The organism is Limnobaculum zhutongyuii, assembly GCF_004295645.1.
GTDB classification, from domain to species: Bacteria; Pseudomonadota; Gammaproteobacteria; order Enterobacterales; family Enterobacteriaceae; genus Limnobaculum; species Limnobaculum zhutongyuii.
In genome coordinates this window covers 1214978-1238034 of record NZ_CP034752.1, presented here as the reverse complement: position 1 = coordinate 1238034, position 23057 = coordinate 1214978, and the positions used below count along the sequence as shown (strand labels likewise).

General features: G+C 45.7%; 14 protein-coding genes and 1 pseudogene. 10 read left to right on the top strand and 5 right to left on the bottom strand.

Features of this window, described 5'->3' with window-relative positions:
* Positions 1-191 precede the first annotated feature (191 nt).
* The 3 genes from EKN56_RS05195 to clpA all read left to right on the top strand — a co-directional run bounded on the left by EKN56_RS05195 (position 192) and on the right by clpA (position 4930).
* Complete coding sequence (locus EKN56_RS05195) at positions 192-1862, top strand: ATP-dependent nuclease (protein WP_130590834.1); 1671 nt, start codon at positions 192-194, stop codon at positions 1860-1862.
* A gap of 436 nt (positions 1863-2298) precedes the next feature.
* The gene (gene clpS, locus EKN56_RS05190; protein WP_108901932.1) at positions 2299-2622 is read left to right on the top strand and encodes an ATP-dependent Clp protease adapter ClpS; all 324 of its coding nucleotides are present in this window, start codon (positions 2299-2301) and stop codon (positions 2620-2622) included.
* Between the two features lie 25 nt (positions 2623-2647).
* Positions 2648-4930: an ATP-dependent Clp protease ATP-binding subunit ClpA gene (gene clpA / locus EKN56_RS05185; RefSeq protein ID WP_130590833.1), complete on the top strand. Its 2283-nt coding sequence runs from the start codon at positions 2648-2650 to the stop codon at positions 4928-4930.
* 95 nt (positions 4931-5025) lie between these two features.
* Here the strand turns inward: clpA and infA are convergent, their stop codons facing one another.
* Positions 5026-5244, bottom strand: a complete 219-nt coding sequence (gene infA, locus EKN56_RS05180) for a translation initiation factor IF-1 (RefSeq protein ID WP_029093554.1) — start codon at positions 5242-5244, stop codon at positions 5026-5028.
* 140 nt (positions 5245-5384) lie between these two features.
* Positions 5385-6077 carry a leucyl/phenylalanyl-tRNA--protein transferase gene (aat, locus tag EKN56_RS05175; RefSeq protein ID WP_130590832.1) on the bottom strand — a complete coding sequence of 231 codons (693 nt, stop codon included), beginning with the start codon at positions 6075-6077 and terminating at the stop codon, positions 5385-5387.
* A 239-nt stretch (positions 6078-6316) separates the two neighbouring features.
* Between aat and EKN56_RS05170 the strand changes: the two genes are divergently transcribed.
* On the top strand, positions 6317-7036 hold the full coding sequence (locus EKN56_RS05170) for a phosphodiester glycosidase family protein (protein ID WP_168189610.1): 720 nt from the start codon (positions 6317-6319) through the stop codon (positions 7034-7036).
* Positions 7037-7073: 37 nt separating this feature from the next.
* Here EKN56_RS05170 and cydC read toward each other — a convergent pair whose 3' ends face one another.
* From cydC to trxB, 3 genes are all read right to left on the bottom strand, one after another.
* The gene (cydC, locus tag EKN56_RS05165) at positions 7074-8789 is read right to left on the bottom strand and encodes a heme ABC transporter ATP-binding protein/permease CydC (protein ID WP_130590830.1); all 1716 of its coding nucleotides are present in this window, start codon (positions 8787-8789) and stop codon (positions 7074-7076) included.
* 2 nt (positions 8790-8791) lie between these two features.
* Positions 8792-10561, bottom strand: coding sequence for a heme ABC transporter permease/ATP-binding protein CydD (gene cydD / locus EKN56_RS05160; protein ID WP_130593603.1), 1770 nt, complete (start codon positions 10559-10561; stop codon positions 8792-8794).
* A gap of 131 nt (positions 10562-10692) precedes the next feature.
* Positions 10693-11652, bottom strand: coding sequence for a thioredoxin-disulfide reductase (trxB, locus tag EKN56_RS05155; protein ID WP_130590829.1), 960 nt, complete (start codon positions 11650-11652; stop codon positions 10693-10695).
* A 579-nt stretch (positions 11653-12231) separates the two neighbouring features.
* On the opposite strand from trxB, the gene lrp reads away from it, so the two are divergent.
* The 6 genes and pseudogenes from lrp to EKN56_RS05125 all read left to right on the top strand — a co-directional run bounded on the left by lrp (position 12232) and on the right by EKN56_RS05125 (position 23055).
* Entirely contained in the window at positions 12232-12726 is a 495-nt protein-coding gene (lrp, locus tag EKN56_RS05150; RefSeq protein WP_047781371.1) for a leucine-responsive transcriptional regulator Lrp, read from the top strand.
* A gap of 128 nt (positions 12727-12854) precedes the next feature.
* Positions 12855-16334, top strand: coding sequence for a DNA translocase FtsK 4TM domain-containing protein (locus EKN56_RS05145; protein ID WP_130590828.1), 3480 nt, complete (start codon positions 12855-12857; stop codon positions 16332-16334).
* A gap of 189 nt (positions 16335-16523) precedes the next feature.
* Positions 16524-17135 (top strand): outer membrane lipoprotein chaperone LolA, encoded by a 612-nt coding sequence (gene lolA, locus EKN56_RS05140; RefSeq protein WP_130590827.1) that lies wholly within the window; start codon positions 16524-16526, stop codon positions 17133-17135.
* A gap of 7 nt (positions 17136-17142) precedes the next feature.
* Positions 17143-18486 (top strand): replication-associated recombination protein A, encoded by a 1344-nt coding sequence (locus EKN56_RS05135; RefSeq protein WP_130590826.1) that lies wholly within the window; start codon positions 17143-17145, stop codon positions 18484-18486.
* A 104-nt stretch (positions 18487-18590) separates the two neighbouring features.
* A complete protein-coding gene (gene serS, locus EKN56_RS05130; protein ID WP_130590825.1) occupies positions 18591-19883 on the top strand; it encodes a serine--tRNA ligase in 1293 nt (430 codons plus the stop codon).
* Positions 19884-20615: 732 nt separating this feature from the next.
* Positions 20616-23055, top strand: a pseudogene (locus tag EKN56_RS05125) (DmsA/YnfE/YnfF family dimethyl sulfoxide reductase).
* The last annotated feature ends 2 nt before the right edge of the window (positions 23056-23057 follow it).

The following is a 23057-nucleotide window of genomic DNA, read 5'->3' as shown; positions in this document are numbered from 1 at the left end:
ATACGCTAACTAAAAGTGTGGGGGGAGTAAAGGGCCATTTACACAAGAATTAAACGATGAATCATTGCTATTCAGCCAGTTATTTTCATCGAGTTAATAGTTTTTGGCGTTGGCTAACATATAATTATCTTGTTACTCAGTAAATTATAGGTAAAACAAAACACGTTCTGCCGCTGGCTAAGAGAGATAATATGTATTTAGAGCGCGTTGAAATAGTAGGATTCAGAGGAATTAATCGCCTGTCGCTGACGTTGAATGAAAACGTGGTGTTAATTGGTGAAAATGCCTGGGGTAAGTCAAGCCTGCTGGATGCATTAACGCTGCTCTTTTCTCCCGGTAGCGATCTTTACTCTTTTAAGTTGCAGGATTTTCATTATCCGATGGGTAATGAATCGTCTCGTCAGGACCATTTGCATATGGTTCTTACTTTTTGTGCCCGGGAAGTCGATTCCCCGGATATGCCTAAATTCCGCAAGCTCTCTCCGTTATGGGTAAGAGGTAATGATGGTTTGTCTCGTATTCTCTATCGCCTGGAGGGAGAGGTTCAGAAAGAGGGGAATGTCATCACTAACCGCTCTTTTCTGGATGTCGCGGGTCATGCAATGGAACTGGGACATGTCGATGAATTAGCCCGGGAGATTGTTCGCCTACATCCGGTACTGCGATTACGGGATGCCCGCTTTGGTCGACGTTTCCGTCAGGAAACCGCGCAGTTGCAGGAACAGGAAAATGAAGCCTTAAGCCAGGAATTAGCCCGACTGGCGGAGGAGCTTGAGTGTAATCCTCAAAAGTTAAGTAATAAAGATTTGAAGCAAGGATTACAGGCGATTCATGCTTTACTTAAACACTATTTCATTGCGCTGAATGCCAAAGAAAGTAGCGAAAATATTCGCTACAAGGATGAGAAGTACCGGCATAACACGCAACTGTGGCAGTCGTTAAACTATCTGAATCAGCTTATTTCTGAACCTGAAAGCCGCAATATGCGCATGATTTTATTAGGCGTATTTTCCACGTTAATTCAGGCCAGAGGCACGGAAAACTTGGATGCTAAAGCAGTGCCTTTATTGCTGATTGAAGATCCTGAAAGTCGATTACATCCGATTATGCTATCAGCCGCCTGGGGATTGCTCAGTAACCTGCCTCTGCAAAAGATCACTACCACCAACTCAGGGGATTTGCTTTCTCTGGTACCTCTGGAAAGCGTTTATCGTCTGGTTCGTCAATCCAATCGGGTTGCTGCGTTTAGAATTGAATCCGGTGAGTTAAACATTCAGGAGCGTAGACGTATTTCATTTCATATCCGTTTAAACCGGGCTTCTTCACTGTTTGCCCGTAGCTGGCTGCTGGTGGAAGGGGAAACCGAGGTTTGGTTATTGACTGAGTTGGCTCGCCAGTGCGGATATCACTTTGAAATGGAAGGGATTAAGGTAATCGAGTTCGCTCAAAGTGGTTTACGACCCTTATTGAAATATGCCAGCAAGATGGGAATTGAGTGGCACGTGCTGGTAGACGGTGACGATGCCGGTAAAAAGTATGCCGACACGGTTCGTTCATTTATTAATGGTGGTGGAGACAGCGATCGGGAACGCCTGACTCAATTACCGGCGCTGGATATGGAAAACTTCATGTTCAAAGAAGGGTTTAGCAACGTTTATTACGATGCGGCAGGAATTCCTTCTAATGTTCATATGCCAATGCGTAAAATTATCAGTAAAGCGATTCAACACAGTTCTAAACCCGATCTGGCTATTGAGGTGGCTGAACGGGCAGGGCAACTGGGAACAGAAAGTATACCCCCGCTACTAAAGCGTATGTTTTCTCGTATTTTATGGCTGGCTCGAGGCAGGGCGGGTAATTAAGTTTTATTTATCACTTTAACGGTCTGAACGCAGTATGAATGGTTAATATTTCAGCGTTCAGGCCGTCATTTTGTATCCAAATGTTATTTTGTGTGACTTTCCTTTTTTACTTCCACTGCACAATATCCCTCAGTAACGAACTTTTTATTGCTTTAACAGGTCAAAACATTTTGATTATCATGCGATAAAAAGTCATTATTCAGTAATAGCAGTAACGGAAAAATCTGTGTACTGCCTGACGGTATATCCATAGATATATTCTTGCTCTGACAGCCAGAGCAATCTCAGATAGCGGTAATTGGGTCGGTAAATCTCGGCTCTACCGACGAAGTCAGGGGTGGTTTCACGTATAATCACCATTCTTTTATTAACTCAGGCAAACTATCTGACAGATATCCCATCAGGGTAAGTACCAGAGTAAAACGGCATGTTGGAAATGAATAATTTACGCGATTGGCTAAGCTTGGAAGAGCTGGCCGACTCAGAATTAGATGAGAAGCTGAAACAACCACCTCCGATGTATCAGGTTATACTGAATAATGATGACTATACGCCGATGGAATTTGTGGTGGAGGTGTTACAGAAATTCTTCTCCTATGACATTGAACGGGCAACACAATTGATGTTAGTCGTTCATTATCAAGGTAAGGCAACGTGTGGAGTCTTTACTGCAGAGATTGCAGAAACGAAGGTAACGCAAATTAATCGCTACGCGCGAGAGAATGAGCATCCATTGTTGTGTACGTTAGAAAAAGCCTGAAAAGGTCATTTATGTGGAGGTGCCCATGCTTAATCAAGAACTGGAACTCAGTCTCAACATGGCGTTTGCTACAGCCAGGGAACAGCGTCATGAATACCTGACCGTTGAACATCTGTTGCTGGCGTTATTGAGCAATCCGGCAGCGAGAGAGGCACTTGAAGCCTGTCAGGTAGATATTGTCGCGTTACATCACGAACTCGAGTCATTTATTGGACAGAATACCCCTCATTTACCTGAGGGCAGTCCCGAGTCTGAAACTCAGCCAACCCTGAGCTTCCAGCGGGTGCTGCAACGGGCTGTATTCCATGTTCAGTCATCTGGCAGAACCGAAGTCAGCGGCGCTAATGTGCTGGTGGCTATTTTTAGCGAACAAGAATCCCACGCGGCCTATTTACTGCGTAAACATGATGTCAGCCGTCTGGATATTGTGAACTTTATTTCTCACGGTACCCGTAAAGATGGTTCACAGGATGACATTGGGCCACAAGGCTCTATTCCCAGTGAAGATGAGCAAACCAGCGCAGAAGACCGCATGGATAACTTTACCTCTAATCTGAACCAACTGGCTCAGAATGGCAGTATCGATCCGTTGATTGGTCGGGAACTGGAGCTGGAACGTACCATTCAGGTTTTATGCCGCCGTCGTAAAAACAACCCACTATTAGTCGGGGAGTCCGGCGTTGGTAAAACCGCTATTGCCGAAGGACTGGCATGGCGGATTGTTCAGGGTGATGTTCCGGAGGCGGTAGCAGATTGTACCGTGTATTCTCTGGATATTGGCTCATTACTGGCTGGTACCAAATACCGTGGTGATTTTGAAAAACGCTTCAAAGCGCTTCTGAAACAGCTTGAAGCAGATAAAAACAGCATTCTGTTTATTGATGAAATCCACACCATTATTGGTGCCGGTGCGGCGTCAGGCGGTCAGGTTGATGTAGCAAACCTGATTAAACCGATGCTTTCCAATGGACGTATTCGGGTGATGGGTTCAACCACCTATCAGGAATTCAGCAATATCTTTGAAAAGGATCGTGCACTGGCACGCCGTTTCCAAAAAATCGATATTACTGAGCCGACCGCAGAAGAAACGGTGCAAATTCTTACCGGGCTGATGCCGAAGTATGAAAAACACCATGACGTGCGTTATACCGCTAAAGCGATTCGCGCAGCGGTTGAGCTGTCGGTGAAATATATTAACGACCGTCATCTGCCGGATAAAGCTATCGATGTTATCGATGAGGCAGGAGCCTATTGCCGCTTAATGCCAGCCAGCAAACGTAAGAAGACGGTCAATGTCAGCGATATCGAAACCATCGTTGCCCGTATTGCCCGCATTCCGGAAAAAACCGTTTCGGCTAATGATCGTACCGTATTGAAAACCTTAGCTGAACGCATGGGCATGATGATTTTCGGTCAGGACAAAGCGATTAATGCTTTAACTGAAGCCATCAAAATGAGCCGTGCAGGGTTAGGCGATGAGCGCAAGCCGGTAGGTTCGTTCTTGTTTGCCGGCCCAACCGGTGTGGGTAAAACCGAAGTTACCGTGCAGCTGGCAAAAGCGCTGGGCGTTGAGTTGCTACGTTTTGACATGTCTGAATACATGGAGCGTCACACCGTCAGCCGTTTGATTGGTGCGCCTCCTGGCTATGTAGGTTTTGACCAGGGTGGCTTACTTACCGATGCTGTGATTAAACATCCTCATTCGGTTCTACTGCTGGATGAGATTGAGAAGGCCCATCCGGATGTGTTTAACCTGCTATTGCAAGTGATGGATAACGGTACGCTGACGGATAACAACGGTCGTAAAGCCGATTTCCGTAATGTGATTCTGGTGATGACCACCAACGCAGGGGTTCAGGAAACTCAGCGCGAATCTATTGGCTTTAAACGTCAGGACAATCGCACTGATGCAATGGGTGAAATCAAACGTCTGTTTACACCGGAATTCCGTAACCGTTTAGACGGAATCATTTGGTTTAACCATCTGTCTGAGGAAGTGATTCAACTGGTGGTAGACAAGTTCATTGTAGAACTGCAGGCACAGTTGGATGCCAAAGGCATTTCTCTGGAAGTCAGTCAGGATGCTCGTCACTGGTTAGCTGAAAAAGGCTACGACAAAGCGATGGGGGCCCGTCCAATGGCCAGAGCTATTCAGGAACATTTGAAGAAACCACTAACTAATGAACTGTTGTTTGGTTCTTTAGTGAACGGTGGTTCAGTCAGTGTAACGCTGGATACTCAGGCAAATGACCTGGCTTATCGGTTTGAGAAAATGAAAAAACCGAAAATTGAGAAGGCCGTTCAGTAATCCATTAACCGTAAATAAAACGCCCTTGCCAACAGGTAAGGGCGCAGGAGATTAACTCCAACGGGTTCCGCAAGATGAATGCGGAGTACCGTTTATTAACGGCTACGGAAGATGATGCGGCCTTTACTCAGGTCGTACGGGGTCAGTTCGACAGTGACTTTGTCACCCGTCAGAATGCGGATATAGTTTTTACGCATCTTACCGGAGATATGGGCTGTAACCACGTGACCATTTTCCAGTTCAACGCGGAACATTGTGTTAGGCAACGTATCTAAGATCGTGCCTTGCATTTCAATATTGTCTTCTTTGGCCATCGAATCCTCTAGGTGTAACTACCTTAGTTTTTAACCGGCAAGATAATGCCGAAAAACGAGCAAAGAGTAAAGGACAGAGTGTAAAGAAAAGCAGGTTAAGCTGCTTTATTTTCACTCTGTTGGCTCATCATATGATGTTTTCAACGCAAATATTGAGGAGCCCAACAGGCCGGAGAGAGTGGCTGTTGCCGTAATTTGTATAAAAATTGTAAATAATCTGAGCGGGGGATCTCAGTCGCTCCCAATGACTCAGTATGGGGATTTAAAATCTGACAGTCGATTAATTTACCACCGTGGCGGATAAAATGCTGACAGAATACATATAAAGCCAGTTTGGATGCGTTAGTTTGCCGACTGAACATTGACTCACCACAAAATAGTGAACCTTGTTCAACACCGTACAACCCTCCCACCAGTTCCTGCTGATCCCATACTTCAACAGAATGTGCCACTCCCTGCAGGTAAAGCTGAATATAAGAACGCTGGATGGATGGATCAATCCAGGTTCCTTCATCTCGCTCATCGGCACAGGCTTCAATCACCTGATGAAACGCGGTATTTATCGTTACACTCAGGGATGTCTTATTAATAAACTTCATCATGCTGCGACTAATATGCAACTGTTCTGGTACCAGAATGGCCCGAGGATCGGGTGACCACCATAATATTGGGTCGTCAGGGCTGAACCAGGGAAAAATGCCATTATGATATGCATTCAGTAATCTCTCCGGGGAGAGGTCGCCACCCAGTGCCAGTAATCCATTAGGATCTTCCAAAGCATAGTCTACCGGCGGAAAATCGATGGAATCTGGCGATAGCTGAATCAGCGGCATAATAACGTATAACCTATCAAAAATTATCTCTCGGGATAATTATCAGACAAATAACAACGGCCGCTAGTTTAGCAGAAATGGGCGAGAGATAGGACAAATAGATTTCCGAACGGGAAAAATGACTAATTTTACCATTACGTAAGCATTGTATAATGCCCGCCAGCAACAAGTTATCGCGCATAATGCAGCAGGATATCGTCACAGAATTTAGGTGTGGAGCACCGAAGCTGAGGTTACAAGTGGGACTGCAATATAAATTGATTCAGACATTGGTGGCCGGGATGCTATTGGCTATTACCCATGTTGTCAGAGCCGGTTCGGATTCGGTGATGTCGACTTATACACCGGATTTGAAAACAGAAATCATCCGTATGTATTGGCTTAAAGAAGATGGAACGCCCTATAAAACCATCAATAATCTGCTGGATACGCAGGGGAAGAGCCGAAAAATTCATATGGTAATTAACGGCGGGATTTACAGTAAGAGCTATCAGCCTGAAGGGCTCTATATTGAGAAGGGAAAGGTGCTGAGTAAGCTGAATCGACAAAAAGGAAAAGGTAATTTCTTCATTCGTCCGGGCGGTGTATTTTCTGTGCGTAATGGCGTTGCACGTATTGATACGCTGGAAAAGTTTCGTTTAACACCAGTAGCGGATTTTGCCGTACAGTCTGGTCCGCTATTAATTAACAAAGGTGTGGTTAATAACAAGTTTAGCAATGCTTCTGAATCCCGAAAGATTCGACACGGTGTCGGAATAACAGACCAGGGAAAGGTGGTGTTTTTGCTCAGTAATCAGGCGATGAGTTTTTATGATTTTACTCACTATGCCCGCGACCAACTGAAGATAAAGGACTTACTCTATCTGGACGGCAGTATTTCTAAAATGTATACCCCTGAATCGCCGGTGTATTACCAACCTTACCCTTATGTCACCATGATTACCGTTGAGGCAAAATGACTCCCCGGCGACTTACCGGGGAGTGTGAGTGGGGAGATTAGCGTTGGTGAAAACGGTAATACTGACCTTGTTGTTCCAACAGCGTTTGATGTGTTCCTTGTTCAATAATTTGACCGGCATCCATCACATAGATTCGATTCATTCGTTCTAATCCTGACAGGCGGTGAGTTATCAGAATAACGCTCTTATGCTGACAGTGCTCTTTTAACAGCGTCAGAATCTGATGTTCGGTATTGGCATCCAATCCCTCAGTGGGTTCATCCAGCAGTATTAGCGGAGCTTTATGCAACAGTGCTCTGGCCAAACCAATGCGACGTTGTTCACCACCAGAAATTTGCCGACCACCTTCACCTATCCACGCATTAAGTCCATCCTGTTCCAGTAAAGCATCAAGACCTACTTTAATTAGCGCAGAAGTGAGTTGTTCGTCGCTGGCATCCGGAGCGGCCAATAATAAGTTGTCACGTAACGTAGCGCTAAAGATATGAACACGTTGGGTAACCACCACCATCATTTCCCGCAGTGTGGCTTCATCATAGTCGGCCAAAGGACGGTCGTTAAGACGAATAGTACCTTGTTGTGGGTCCCAGGCGCGGGTTAATAGTTGCAGCAGGGTGGACTTGCCACAACCGGTACGACCCAGTAGGGCGATATGCTCGCCGGATTGCAGGTTCAGTGAAACATTCTTTATTGCCGGGAAAGGCTGCTTTTCATAGGTGAAGCTTACATTATCCAGTGACAACGCAGCTTGCTCAGTGAAAGCTGTCTGATGATGTGGAAAGGTGACTTCCGGTTTTTGCTCAATTAACTGATTAACGCGTTCAGCAGAGGCCATCACCTGACCTAAATGCTGGAAGGCTCCGGCAACGGGAGCCAGTGCCTCAAAGGCAGCGAGAGAAATAAATACAAACAGGGCGATAAAGGCACCTGGCTGAGGATTATCACCAATACCGTCTGCTGCCATCCAGAGAATAAGCACAAATGTTAATCCAGATGCCACAATCATTAGCGACTGCAATGAGCCGGCTAATGAGGCCTGCTGTTTCTGCCGTTCTAACCAGCGAAGCTCGATCACATCCAGTTTTTGGCGAAAGGCCGTCAGAGCACCAAAAATAACCAGCTCAGACTGTCCCTGTAGCCATGAAGTGAGTTGCCCACGATAGTCACTGCGTAATGCAGTTAAATCGGCTCCAATAGGCTTACCGGCCCGATAAAAGATAGCCGGAATGGTGAACAGCAACACCAACATGATCAGACCAAGCGTAAGTGCCAGAGAGACATCCAACCAGCTCAAACCAAATGTCACCACCATGATAACGACAATAGCGCTGACCAGAGGCGAGATAAGCCGTAGGTAGAGGTGATCCAGTGTCTCTACATCTGCCACCAGTCGGTTAAGCAATTCAGCCTGACGGAAACGGGCGATACCGGCAGGAGAAAGTGGCATTAGCTTCTTAAACGTGAAGGTTCGCAGGTGAGCCAGAACACGGAAAGTGGCATCGTGGCTGACTAAACGCTCCGCGTAACGACCGGCAGTACGAAAAATGGCAGAACCGCGTACTCCGGCAGCCGGTAACATATAGTTAAACAGAATACCGGCAATACCAGCCAGTGCAGATGCAGCCAGAAACCATCCTGAAAGGGTTAACAGACCAATGCTGGCTAAAATAGTGACAATAGCCAGTACGATACCTAAAGAGAGACGAAACCAATGACGGCGATACAGAGCTAAAAATGGTAATAACGTTTTCATTTTCAGACCTCCGCATTTCGGTTGGACATCAGTGTAGCGAACGTGCCACCTGATTGATTGAGCGTCATAAAATCTCCCCGTTCAATGATTTCACCTTTATCCATCACCCAAATCTGATCGTACCCTTCAAGATCTTCAAGACGGTGAGTGACCAACAGAGTGGTCTGGTGGGATGAGGCTTCATTTAAAGCACTCATCACCAGACGCTCACTATTGGCGTCGAGACTGGCCGTAGGTTCATCCAACAGTAATAAGTGACAGGGTGATAATAACGCACGGGCAACGGCAACTCGCTGGGCCTGACCCACAGATAATCTGGCTGCCTGATCGCCAATTATGGTATCCAGTCCATCGGGAAGTTGTGTCACAAATTCATCAATATAGGCACGCTGTATTGCCAGCTTTAGAGCCTCATCGGAGGCCTGTGGATTCGATAATAAAATATTTCCACGCAGCGTTTGTTCCGGCAGGTGAGGGTTTTGCCCCACCCAACTGAGATTAGCTCGCCATGAGGCAGGACGAAGGGAACTCAATTCAATATCGTTGATGGTGATCGAACCCTGATAGGGTAAAAATCCTAATAACAAATTAAGCAGAGAGCTTTTACCTGCGCCACTGTGCCCGACAATGGCGATACGCTGGTTGGGCGTTAGGATAAAGTTGAGTGGACCAGCCAGACTTTTTCCCTGAGGGGAGAGGATATACAGGTCTGTTGCTTTAATGGTGATCTGGTCACATTCGGCTAAATCTTGAGTACCTTCACCGTTAGACTGTGTTGATTCTGACTGCAAAAAGGTTTGCAGAGATTCTGCGGCACCAATAGCCTGTGCTTTGGCATGGTAATAGGTTCCTAAATCCCGTAGCGGCTGGAAGAACTCCGGTGCCAGAATTAATACCAGGAATCCGGCAAATAACGTAACCGGTAAACCGTATGAGCCAAAATTTAGCTCTCCCAAATAGGAAAAACCAAAATAGACGGCGGCAACGGCAATCGAAACGGAGGCAAAAAACTCTAAAACGGCAGAAGAGAGGAAGGCCAGCTTTAACACATCCATGGTGCGGGAGCGAAAGTCTTCTGAAGCCTGTGCGATTTGTTCGGTTTCTGCTTCAGCCCGATGGAATAATCGCAATGTTTCCAGCCCCTTTAAGCGGTCAAGGAAGTTACCGCTTAGACGCGCCAGTGCAATAAAGTTACGCCGGTTGGCGTCTGCAGCCCCCATGCCAACCAATGCCATAAACATGGGGATAAGTGGGGCAGTAGCGAACAAAATCAGACCGGCTGTCCAGTTTATCGGAAATACTGCAGCCAGAATTAGCAGAGGAATCATCACCGCTAACATCATTTGAGGCTGATAGCGGGAGTAGAAATCCTGCATATCTTCAATTTGTTCAACAATCATGGTGGCCCAGCTACCTGCGGGTTTTCCCTGAATCCAGGCTGGACCAAGTTGTTCAAGGCGATTTAACACCTGACGACGAATGTGTTGACGTATTGCTGCGCCATACATAAAACCAACCCGCTCACGAAACCAGGCCAGCACTGCACGCAGCACGATAGTAACCACAATCAACAGGAAATAGTTAATTAACTCATTGCGGGGGATATTCTCGATAATCAGAGAGTGCAGCAGGGTTGCCAGTAACCAGGCTTGCGCAATAATTAACAATCCGCTGAGTAGTCCTAACAGGGTTGATATCCGTAACCAGCGCTGAGCCAGAATACCCTGAGACTTTAACCAACGTGTTAATTCACGTTGCCGTACCTTATTCATATTAGACATAAAATGTACTGGTTCTGATAACTAAAGTTGGGCCTAGGATACCATTAGTATCCATGAAACAAGAAGGCGGCCATGAGCCGCCTTGTTATGTTGTGTCACACTTTCAGATCACACAATAGCTATTAATTGTTATTTAACGTCTCAAGATAACGTTCGGCATCCAATGCAGCCATACAGCCACTGCCCGCAGAAGTAATGGCCTGACGATAAATATCATCGGCTACATCACCTGCTGCAAACACGCCCGGAATGCTGGTTTGAGTCGCATTTCCATGACTGCCTGACTGTACTTTCAGATAACCATCTTTCAGTTCCAGTTGGCCAGCAAACACTTCTGTATTCGGACGATGACCGATAGCAATGAACACGCCGGTCAGCGTTAACTCTTCGGTGACGTGAGTTTTGACATCTTTCATACGAACACCGGTAACGCCCATGTCATCACCTAATACTTCATCCAGCGTTCTGTCAGTATGCAGAATGATGTTGCCGTGACGAACTTTTTCCATTAACCGATCAATCAGTATTTTTTCTGCTCTAAAACTGTCTCTGCGATGAATCAGATGAACTTCTGCTGCGATGTTAGAGAGGTATAGCGCCTCTTCAACCGCAGTATTACCACCACCGACAACGGCAACTTTCTGGTTGCGATAGAAGAAGCCATCACAGGTTGCACAGGCGGAAACACCACGACCTTTAAACGCTTCTTCTGAAGGTAAGCCTAAATATTGGGCAGAAGCACCGGTAGCAACAATTAATGCGTCACAGGTGTACTCTTCACTGTCACCAAACAGACGAAAAGGTCGGGTTTGTAAATCAACACGATTAATATGGTCAATAATGACTTCAGTATTAAACTTCAGTGCATGTTCACGCATACGCTCCATCAATGCCGGGCCGGTTAAGCCTTCAGCATCACCAGGCCAGTTCTCAACATCGGTTGTTGTGGTTAATTGTCCACCCTGTTCAATACCGGTAATGAGTACAGGGCTAAGGTTCGCCCGGGCACCATAGACGGCTGCGGTATAACCTGCAGGACCAGAACCTAAAATAAGTAATTTACAATGTTTGGCCATGGCCATAATTCCTCTGTAGAAGTGAGGTCGGAAGATACATGCGATTGTAAGGAAAATAACGCATTAAAAAAAGTTATTAGCTACATTGTTACCAATCGCTGTGATAGCTTTTATCTATTAAAAATTGGTTTTTAGATTAAAAATGAAGCTGAAACGGATTTTTATAGAGAATTGTGCTTTTTTTTACTCATTTGCTTTGACAATAAGGTAGCTATTTGCGAAAACATTATTCTGTGATTACGCTGGTAATTATATTAATAAAGCAATGGTGCATAGATAAATTGGCAAGATGATAGATACATACTCTTTATTTATATAGATTGACCGCATAATACGATATGTTCAAATGCTAGTTTAGCGTAGAATTGTGGAACTTCGCGGATCACAATAGTGGTATGTTTTAGGTTGTTAGTTTTAGTTAATCCAGTTGATGTAATGCTTCGTTATTGTATGAAAAAGATAGCGAGAAACTGCCCGGTGGCAGATTTACCTGGTAACTACGAGATTGGCCTGAACGGAGGCGCCAGATATCTTTTGGATAGATAATGGTGTATCAGAAACAAGGAAGATATTGAGAGAAAAAAAATGGTAGACAATAAAAAACGCCCTAGCAAAGATCTTGATCGCATTGACCGTAACATTTTGAATGAATTACAACTGGATGGTCGCATTTCCAACGTTGAACTGTCAAAACGCGTTGGCTTATCTCCAACCCCATGTCTGGAGCGCGTACGTCGTCTGGAAAGACAAAAATTCATTCAAGGATATACGGCGTTATTAAATCCACATTATCTGGACGCATCGCTGTTGGTGTTTGTTGAAATTACCTTAAACCGTGGTGCGGCAGACGTGTTTGAACAGTTCAATACCGCTGTGCAAAAACTGGAAGAGATTCAGGAGTGTCATCTGGTATCCGGTGATTTTGACTACCTTCTGAAAACTCGCGTATCAGATATGTCTGCATACAGAAAGCTGTTAGGTGAGACGCTGTTGCGTTTACCGGGTGTAAACGATACGCGTACTTATGTGGTAATGGAAGAAGTCAAACAAAGCAACCACTTAGTTATCAAAACACGATAATTCATCGTTGCAGGTGCAAAATCTGCTAACTTCCGTTACACTCCTGTGTATTCATACAGTTTCAGCGCTGGGTACTCCTGGCGCTGCCGTTCTATTACTCGGTACTACGGTAACCTGGAGAGCCTTTCTTGAGCCAGGAATATATAGAAGATAAAGAGCCTAAGTTGAAGAAGTTAAGTAGCCGCCAGCGGCTTTTTGAAGCTGGTTTATTATTGGTGGTTATTTTTTCCATTTATCTTATGGTGGCGTTAATTAGTTTTAATCCTGCCGATCCTAGCTGGTCACAAACAGCCTGGCATGAACCTATTCATAATATAGGTGGTGAAACCGGAGCTTGGCTGGCAGATACCCTGTTATTTATTTTTGGGGTGCTGGCCTATGCCGTACCACCAATGATCGTTTTCCAATGCTGGATGCTGTATCGCCATGAGCGTGAGCAGAAAGCGGTTGATCTATTCTCTTTCTCACTACGCTTTATCGGGCTGTTAGCTCTGATTTTTTCATCATGTGGCCTGTCGGCTATCAGCATTGATGACTGGTACTATTTTGCCTCTGGCGGTGTGATTGGTAGTTTAATCAATAGTGCATTATTGCCCCATTTTAATAGCGTAGGTTCTACGCTGATTCTGTTAAGCGTATGGGCCGTAGGGCTAACGCTGTTTACCGGTTGGTCGTGGTTAACCATCGCAGAAAAGATTGGTGCCTTTGTTATGGGCATCCTGACCTTTGCCTCTAATAAAACGCGCAAAGAACGGGATGCTACCGATTATGACCGGGATGAGGTGAGTGACAGAGTTGTTGCTTCAACGAGAGGTACTGCTCCTTTTGCCACTGCAGCCACTGAGGATGTTCTGTTTACCGCACCAGGTGTCAGCGCCGATAATGAGTTAACGCCAGTTGATGATGAGGCAGAGATAAACGAACTACAGCAAGAGTTAATCTTTAGCCCGGCAATGGACGATCTGTCTGAGCCACAAGAATCCCCTGAGCCAGCACTATTTGGTTCAGCAGAAGACCTTGTGGCTGACAAGGAAGAGCACTGGAATAATCCAGCCGTTCCAAATGAACCTGAAATTACCGCTGAACCAACTATTTCTACGTCAGAACAACCGACAATCTCTTTTGGTCCGGCAACCTATACCTTCAGTAACTCTGAACCACAGACGGTAACGGTTAATCCGACCGAAACTCAGCGTAATGAGTTTACCAATCCTTATGCTCCGATTAACCCACCGGTTGTGGCTGATACACCACCAGATGAATCAACAGAACCTTTGGTACCGGGGAATTTCAGTGCCGTTGAACAAGATAATGTATCCACAAATGTAGACTCATTATCAAATGCCATGACTCTGGGTGCCGCCGCAGCGACAACGGCTGCAGCAGCAACGACTTCATCTGCACCTACTATTACCTTTACTCCTGTAGTGGGCAGTCAACCGCAGGTTAAACAAGGTGTTGGTCCGGAGTTCCCTCGTCCGAATCCTGTCCGTATTCCGACTCGTCGTGAGCTGGCTTCTTATGGTATTAAGCTGCCATCGCAACGAGAAGCTGAGCAACGCGAACGCGATCGTCTTAACCGTAATAAGCCAATGGTGAATGATTTCACCGTTAGTGAAGAAGACGATGAAGCGATGGAGCAAGAAGCTCTGAGAAGGGCGTTTGAAGAAGAACAGCGTCAACGTTACGGTGAACGTTATCAGGATGATGATAACGATGAGGATCTGGTAGATAACCCACTGTACGGTATCTCTGCCCGGGATGATGTTGATGATGAAGTGCCCGATGAGCGTCCGGTTGAACCACTGTTTACTTTACCTTCTCAGGTTGGTGATGTGGAACGTACTGACGATGTTCCTTTTGGTAATATCAATGACGTTACTCAGTCCGTTACTTCATCCTATGGTTATCAACAACCCGTTGAGCGTCCGGTAGCACCTGTACCACAGGCACCGGTTACACCGTCAGGCTATACGCAGCCTTCTCATGGTGTGAATGTAACCCCACAGACGTCATCGCCTTTCCAACCGGTAGCGCCTAAAGAAGAACCTCAACCGGCTCAGCCTTCAATGGATGGCTTAATTCACCCGTTCCTGATGCGCAATGAGCGACCGTTAGAGAAACCAACCACGCCACTACCATCTCTTGATTTGCTGGCTTCACCGCCGTTGAATCAGGATCCGGTGGATGTGGAAGCGTTAGAAGAGACTGCTCGTTTGCTGGAGCGTCGTCTGGCTGATTTCCGCGTTAAGGCACACGTGGTTGATATTTTACCGGGTCCGGTGATTACCCGTTTTGAATTAGATTTAGCACCGGGAGTGAAAGCGTCCCGAATTTCCAGTTTGGCACGAGATTTAGCTCGTTCGCTGTCGGTAACGGCGGTACGTGTAGTAGAGGTTATTCCAGGCAAACCTTATGTTGGTCTGGAATTGCCAAATGAACGTCGCCAAACGGTTTATATGCGTGAAGTGCTGGATACGCCAGAGTTTATGAATACACCTTCTCCACTTACCGTGGTGTTAGGTAAAGATATTTCAGGTCAGCCGGTGGTGGCCGATCTGGCCAAAATGCCTCACTTACTGGTAGCGGGTACCACCGGTTCTGGTAAATCGGTTGGTGTAAACGCCATGATTCTGAGCATGCTGTATAAAGCTAAGCCAGAAGATGTTCGCTTTATTATGATCGATCCGAAAATGCTGGAGTTATCAGTTTATGAGGGAATACCTCACCTGTTAACCGAAGTGGTTACCGATATGAAAGACGCCGCTAATGCGCTTCGCTGGTGTGTTGGCGAGATGGAGCGTCGCTATAAGTTGATGTCCGCTCTTGGGGTAAGAAACCTGGCGGGATACAACGAAAGAGTTGAAGAGGCTGAACGTCTGGGGCGTCCGATACCGGATCCATTCTGGAAGCCAAGTGAAAGTATGGATGTATCGCCGCCGATGCTAGAAAAACTGCCTTATATCGTCGTGCTGGTTGATGAATTTGCCGATCTAATGATGGCGGTAGGCAAGAAAGTTGAAGAACTGATTGCTCGTCTGGCTCAGAAGGCTCGTGCCGCCGGTATTCACCTGGTGCTGGCAACTCAGCGTCCTTCGGTGGATGTGATAACAGGTTTGATTAAAGCCAATATTCCAACACGCATGGCGTTTACCGTATCAAGTAAGATTGACTCACGTACTATCCTCGATCAGGGTGGGGCTGAATCCTTATTAGGTATGGGTGATATGCTCTATTTACCGCCTAACTCTTCGATGCCGGTGCGTGTTCACGGTGCTTTCGTGCGCGATCAGGAAGTTCATGCCGTGGTTCAGGACTGGAAAGCGCGTGGTCGTCCTCAGTATATTGACAGCATCACTGCAACTTCAGAAGAGGGTGAAGGTGGTTTTGGACTGGAAGCGGATGAAGAGCTTGATGCGTTGTTCGATCAGGCCGTGGCTTTTGTGGTGGAAAAGAAAAAACCATCAATATCCGGAATTCAGCGTCAGTTCCGCATTGGTTATAACCGTGCAGCGCGCATTATTGACCAAATGGAGGCTCAGGGTATTGTGAGTCCTCCGGGGCATAATGGAAACCGGGAGGTTTTAGCGCGCGGACAGTTTGATTAATCTAAGGCAACAACTGTTGTTTAAGGGCCGCAAAATGCGGCCCTTATGCTAACTGAAAAGATAAGTAAAAGATCATATACTTACTGCTTCGAGACTATACGCGACAGGTGATTGTCAGGTAGAGTTGGCGGTGATATTCAACGCGTTTAATTGACGCTTTATTGATAATAGATGGGAGTAATTGCAACAATGAAGAAATTATTTATCGCCTGTTGCCTGATGTCTGGTCTGGTGTCATCAGCCGTATTGGCCGATGCCCGTTCAGACTTGCAGAGTCGTTTAAATAAGGTGAATAGTTTTCATGCCAGTTTCTCTCAGTCGGTGAAAGATGCTGGCGGTGCTGCAATTCAACAGGGAGATGGTGAACTTTGGGTTAAGCGACCGAACCTGTTTCGTTGGCATATGACTTCACCTGATGAAAGTATTTTAGTATCTGATGGTAAAACACTGTGGTTTTTTAACCCGTTTGTTGAGCAAGCAACGGCAACCTGGTTGGATAGCGTTACCGGAGATACACCTTTTATGTTAATCACCCGTAACAGCGCCACTGACTGGAGCAAATACGATGTGGTGCAAAAAGGTGATGAGTTTGAGTTAAAGCCAAAGGCGGCCAAAGGTAACCTGAAAGCATTTTCGATTAATGTGACTGGTGATGGTGTCATTAAAGGTTTCGTTGCGGTAGAACAAGATGGACAACGCAGCACTTATACCTTGAAAGGCCAACAAAGCGGTTCGGTTGATGCTGCTAAATTTACCTTTACACCACCAAAAGGCGTGACCATCGACGATCAGCGCCAGTGAGGTCTTAGTGAGTACTCTGTCACTCGATTTCTCTCAGAATGAGTTTCAGCCTCTGGCCGCTCGCATGCGGCCGCGGACGCTGGCTGAATATATCGGTCAGCGTCATTTATTGTCTCCAGGTAAGCCATTACCTCGCGCAATAGAGGCTGGGCATCTGCACTCAATGATCCTTTGGGGACCACCGGGTACCGGAAAAACCACGCTGGCTGAGATTATCGGTCATTATGGTAATGCGGATATCGAACGAATATCCGCAGTAACCTCCGGTATTAAAGAGATTCGCGAATCTATTGAACGGGCGCGTAATAATCGCGATGCCGGTCGAAGAACCATTCTGTTTGTGGACGAAGTTCATCGTTTTAATAAGAGTCAGCAGGATGCTTTCCTGCCTCATGTAGAAGATGGCACCATTACTTTTATTGGCGCAACCACCGAAAACCCTTCATTTGAATTAAACTCGGCTCTGTTATCCAGAGCGAGAGTCTATTTGCTGAAATCTTTGGAAAGCGGTGATATTGAGCAAGTTCTGTTGCAGGCAATGAATGATGATGAACGGGGATATGGTAAACAGAATATTGTTTTACTTGATGAAACCCGACGCATGTTATCTGAATTGGTCGGCGGCGATGCCCGTCGGGCACTGAATAGCCTTGAGATGATGGCTGATATGGCTGAAATCTCTGCTGATGGTCAACGAGTTTTAACGCCTGAACTGTTAAAAGAGACCTCCGGTGAACGCAGCGCCCGTTTTGATAATAAAGGCGATCGTTATTACGACCTGATCTCAGCGTTACATAAATCGGTACGAGGTTCCGCACCTGATGCGGCACTTTACTGGTATGCCAGAATTATTACTGCCGGTGGCGACCCGTTGTATGTTGCCCGTCGTTTACTAGCTATTGCTTCAGAAGATGTAGGTAATGCTGATCCTCGCGGTATGCAAGTAGCGATTGCCGCCTGGGATTGCTTTACTCGCGTAGGTCCGGCAGAAGGCGAAAGAGCTATCGCGCAGGCGATTGTTTATCTGGCCTGTGCGCCAAAAAGCAACGCGGTATATAAAGCGTTTAAAGCTGCTATGCAGGATGCTCAGCATCAGAAAGATTTTGATGTCCCTGAACACTTGCGTAATGCCCCGACTAAATTGATGAAAGAAATGGGGCTTGGCGCAGAGTACCGTTATGCCCATGACGAGCCAAATGCTTACGCGGCAGGAGAGAGTTATTTCCCACCGGAAATGGCTGGTCAACGTTATTATTTTCCTGAGCCGCGTGGCTTAGAAACCAAGATTGCAGAAAAGCTGAGTTGGTTGGCTGAGCAGGATCAAAATAGCACCACAAAACGCTACCGTTAAGCTGTTGGTTGCGGTAAGGTAATTACGGAAAACTGTCTGCCGGGCTGCCAGTCAGCCGGTACGGCCATCGATTAATATTAAAAATATATAGGCATAGGATTAGCATGCTGGACCCGAATTTATTACGTAATGAGCTAGACGCAACTGCTGAAAAACTGGCTCGCAGAGGTTTTAAACTGGATGTAGATACTTTACGTAAGCAGGAAGAGCGCCGTAAGGTTTTGCAGGTTGAAACAGAATCATTACAAGCTGAACGTAATGCACGATCGAAGTCTATCGGTGAAGCTAAAGCTCGCGGTGAAGATATTGAAGCGGTGCGTCGTGAAGTTAACCTGTTGGGCGAAAAGCTGGATGCTGCTAAATCCGAGCTTGAGCAGTTACAGTCAGAGATTCACAATTCGGTATCCCTTATTCCTAATATTCCTGATGAATCAGTGCCATTTGGTAAAGATGAACATGACAATCTGGAAGTCAGCCGTTGGGGAGAGCCGCGCAAATTTGATTTCCCTATTCGCGATCATGTTGATTTAGGTGAAAGCAGCGGTGGATTAGATTTTGCTGCCGCAGTTAAGCTGACCGGTGCGCGCTTTGTGGTGATGAAAGGGCAAATTGCCCGTATGCACCGCGCTCTGGCTCACTTTATGTTAGACCTGCACACGACTCAACATGGCTATATGGAAACTTACGTTCCCTATCTGGTTAATCAGGCGACGTTGTTTGGTACCGGACAATTGCCTAAGTTTGGTGAAGACCTGTTCCACACCAAACCACTGACAGAAGAAGCCGAAACCAGTAACTATGGTTTGATTCCTACCGCAGAAGTTCCGGTTACTAACCTGGTACGTGATGAAATTCTGGATGAAGATCAGTTGCCATTGAAGATGACCGCTCATACACCATGTTTCCGCTCAGAGGCGGGTTCATATGGTCGTGATACTCGTGGTCTGATTCGTATGCACCAGTTTGATAAAGTTGAGCTGGTACAAATCGTTCGTCCTGAAGACTCTATGAATGCATTAGAAGAGTTGACTGGTCACGCAGAAAAAGTGTTGCAGTTACTGGGTCTGCCTTACCGTAAAGTTTTACTTTGTACCGGTGATATGGGCTTTGGCTCAAGAAAAACTTACGATCTGGAAGTTTGGGTTCCGGCACAGAATACATATCGTGAGATTTCTTCATGTTCTAACATGTGGGATTTCCAGGCTCGTCGTATGCAGGCGCGCTATCGCGGTAAGAGTGATAAGAAAACTACGCTGGTTCATACCTTAAATGGTTCAGGTCTGGCGGTGGGTCGTACTCTGGTTGCGATACTGGAAAACTATCAACAGGCTGATGGCCGTATTGAAGTGCCAGAAGTGCTGCGTCCATATATGGGCGGTCTGGAATATATCGGCTGATACGCTTTTAGCTAATCAAAAAAGCCTCGGATTTATTCCGAGGCTTTTTTATATATTTGAAATTATATGCATAATGAATGCGATATTATTCGTATGGCACACATATTGTTCGCTGAAAATTAATTTATATTTGTGGAGTAAACAAGAGATTATTATATTTTTCTAAGACAGATAAACGAAATTTCAGGATACTTATTTATCAAATATTAATTTATTCCTTCTGCCAAAGTTATTATCTTATTAATCATAAGCTGAAATATCACATAAGCTATTTCTTGCCTAATTGAAGTCTATAAATTTTACTAACACCTTCATGTTTTGATTATAGGATATATCATACACATTATAAAAATAAGAATCATTCTCGATAATTATTTATTATGTTATATAAAACATGATGTTAACTCCATTGATTTCTCATGTAATCATAATGTTATAACACGATGATTATTTATTCTAATTGAAGTGCTGGCTATTTTAATGCAGCGATAATTGATTGAACGCAATAATTGCTGGTGATGTTAACGTAGTATGTTAGTTGATAGATTAGGTAGGATCGAGTGTGTGAAATGGATGCAGATACCTTCATTGAATAAGTCATTGCTTATTCAGTCTGATTTTTTTTATTCCTGATATTAGCTATTGCTGACTACCTTTTATATTTTTACTTTTCCCACAGAGAAGCAATTTAACAGAAACCCATAATCTAACGATAAAATAACAGGTGATTTTATGAGCCTTGACGATCAGAAAAATCCAGTATTGATGCCGGTAAGCCGACGTAAATTCGTGCAAACCAGCGCATTGGGTGGCCTGGCAGTAGCGGCTGGTAGTGTTGCATTACCATTTGGTACCGCTAATGCAGAAGAAGCTGTCAGTAACAGTACTGCGCCAGAGGCTAAAACCGTCTGGAGTGCTTGTACCGTAAACTGCGGTAGCCGCTGCCCATTGCGTATGCATGTAGTAAATGGCGAAATTAAGTATGTTGAGACAGACAACACTGGTGATGATGTCTATCAGGACCATCAGGTTAGAGCCTGTCTGCGTGGTCGTTCAATGCGCCGTCGGGTCTACAATCCAGACCGTTTAAAATATCCAATGAAACGTGTTGGTAAGCGTGGTGAAGGTAAGTTTAAACGCATTACCTGGGAAGAGGCATATGATGAGATTGCCAATAACCTGAAGCGTATAATTAAGGATTACGGTAATGAAGCCGTTTATCTTCAGTATGCAACCGGTACATTAGGTGGAACGGTGACTCGTTCATGGCCACCAGGAACCTCACTGATTGCTCGCCTGATGAACTGTTGTGGTGGTTATCTGAATCACTATAACACTTACAGTACTGCTCAAATTACAACTGGCCTGAGCTATACCTATGGCGGTGGCTCTGGCAACAGTATTTCCGATATTGAAAATACCAAACTGGTGGTGATGTTTGGTAACAACCCGGCAGAAACTCGCATGAGTGGCGGTGGCATTACTTATCTGCTTGAGCAGGCCCGGGAAAAATCAAATGCCAGAATGATTGTCATTGACCCCCGCTATTGTGATACCGCAGCAGGGCGTGAAGATGAGTGGATTCCAATTACGCCGGGTACTGATGCAGCATTAGTTTCTGCACTGGCTTACGTGATGATCACTGAGAATTTAGTCGATCAACCATTCCTGGACAAATATTGCGTCGGCTATGATGAGAAAACGTTACCGGCAAGCGCCCCAAGTAATGGTCACTATAAAGCCTATATCCTGGGTGAAGGGGATGACGGTATTGCTAAAACCCCTGAGTGGGCATCTAAGATTACCGCGATTCCAGCCGATCGTATTATCAAATTAGCCCGTGAAATCGGTACTGCAAAACCGGCCTATATTTGTCAGGGTTGGGGTCCTCAACGTCATGCTAATGGTGAGCAGGTTGCCCGTTCGATTGCAGCATTAGCCTGCCTGACCGGTAATGTGGGAATTACGGGTGGTAACACCGGTGCTCGCGAAGGCTCTTACGCTATTCCATTTGTGCGTTTTCCAACGCTGGAAAACCCGGTTAAAGACAGCATCTCTTTCTTCCTGTGGACCGATGCGATTATGCGTGGCCCGGAAATGACAGCGACCCGTGATGGTGTACGTGGTACCGATAAGCTGAAGCAACCAATTAAATTTATCTGGAACTATGCTGGTAACAGCATGTTAAACCAACACTCAGATATTAATAAAACGCTGGAAATTCTTGGCGACGATACCAAATGTGAAATGGTCGTGGTAATTGAAAACCACATGACGGCCAGTGCTCGCTGCGCTGATATTTTACTGCCAGATCTAACCACTTCAGAGCAGATGGACTTCTGTCTGGATGCTTCATCAGGAAATATGGGGTATGTGATTTTTGCTGATAAAGCTGTTGAACCTCAGTTTGAATGCCGCTCTATCTATGAAATGACCACTGAGATTGCCAAGCGAATGGGGGGTTGAATCCCAGTTCACCGAAGGCCGTACTCAGGAAGAATGGTTACGCCATCTGTATCAGCTATCTTGTGAGAAAGATCCTCTACTGCCTACGTTTGAAGAGTTCCGCAAAATGGGAATCATTAAGCGTAAAGATCCGGCCGGGCACTTCATTGCCTATAAATCATTCCGTGATGATCCGCAGGCTAACCCACTCAGTACACCTTCAGGCAAAATCGAAATTTATTCAGAGCGTTTGGCTGAAATGGCTAAAACCTGGGAACTGCCAAAAGGTGATGTTATTTCTCCACTGCCTATTCATGTCTCGACTTTTGAAGGTGCAGACGATCCAATGCGTGAAAACTATCCACTGCAGTTGATCGGTTTCCACTATAAAGCACGTTGCCACTCTACTTACGGCAATATCGATGTATTGAAAGCGGCTGCGCGTCAGGAAGTGTGGATGAACCCCATTGATGCTCAGAAACGCGGTATTAAAAACGGTGACATGATCCGCATGTTCAATGACCGGGGTGAAACTCAGATTAACGTCAAAGTGACTCCGCGTATGATGCCAGGAGTCGTGGCATTAGGTGAGGGTGCCTGGTACACGCCAGACAGCAAAGGTGTCGACCATGCGGGTAGTATTAACGTGCTGACCACGCTTCGACCATCACCGCTGGCGAAAGGTAATCCTCAGCACACAAACTTAGTTGAAGTTGCGAAAGTTTAAGG

What these genes read in the sequence shown, in the direction of transcription:
- EKN56_RS05195 (WP_130590834.1), top strand. Translation starts at nt 192, where the DNA reads ATGTATTTAGAGCGCGTTGAAATAGTAGGATTCAGAGGAATTAATCGC.
- clpS (WP_108901932.1), top strand. Translation starts at nt 2,299, where the DNA reads ATGAATAATTTACGCGATTGGCTAAGCTTGGAAGAGCTGGCCGACTCA.
- clpA (WP_130590833.1), top strand. Translation starts at nt 2,648, where the DNA reads ATGCTTAATCAAGAACTGGAACTCAGTCTCAACATGGCGTTTGCTACA.
- infA (WP_029093554.1), bottom strand. Translation starts at nt 5,244, where the DNA reads ATGGCCAAAGAAGACAATATTGAAATGCAAGGCACGATCTTAGATACG.
- aat (WP_130590832.1), bottom strand. Translation starts at nt 6,077, where the DNA reads ATGCCGCTGATTCAGCTATCGCCAGATTCCATCGATTTTCCGCCGGTA.
- cydC (WP_130590830.1), bottom strand. Translation starts at nt 8,789, where the DNA reads ATGAAAACGTTATTACCATTTTTAGCTCTGTATCGCCGTCATTGGTTT.
- cydD (WP_130593603.1), bottom strand. Translation starts at nt 10,561, where the DNA reads ATGAATAAGGTACGGCAACGTGAATTAACACGTTGGTTAAAGTCTCAG.
- trxB (WP_130590829.1), bottom strand. Translation starts at nt 11,652, where the DNA reads ATGGCCATGGCCAAACATTGTAAATTACTTATTTTAGGTTCTGGTCCT.
- lrp (WP_047781371.1), top strand. Translation starts at nt 12,232, where the DNA reads ATGGTAGACAATAAAAAACGCCCTAGCAAAGATCTTGATCGCATTGAC.
- lolA (WP_130590827.1), top strand. Translation starts at nt 16,524, where the DNA reads ATGAAGAAATTATTTATCGCCTGTTGCCTGATGTCTGGTCTGGTGTCA.
- serS (WP_130590825.1), top strand. Translation starts at nt 18,591, where the DNA reads ATGCTGGACCCGAATTTATTACGTAATGAGCTAGACGCAACTGCTGAA.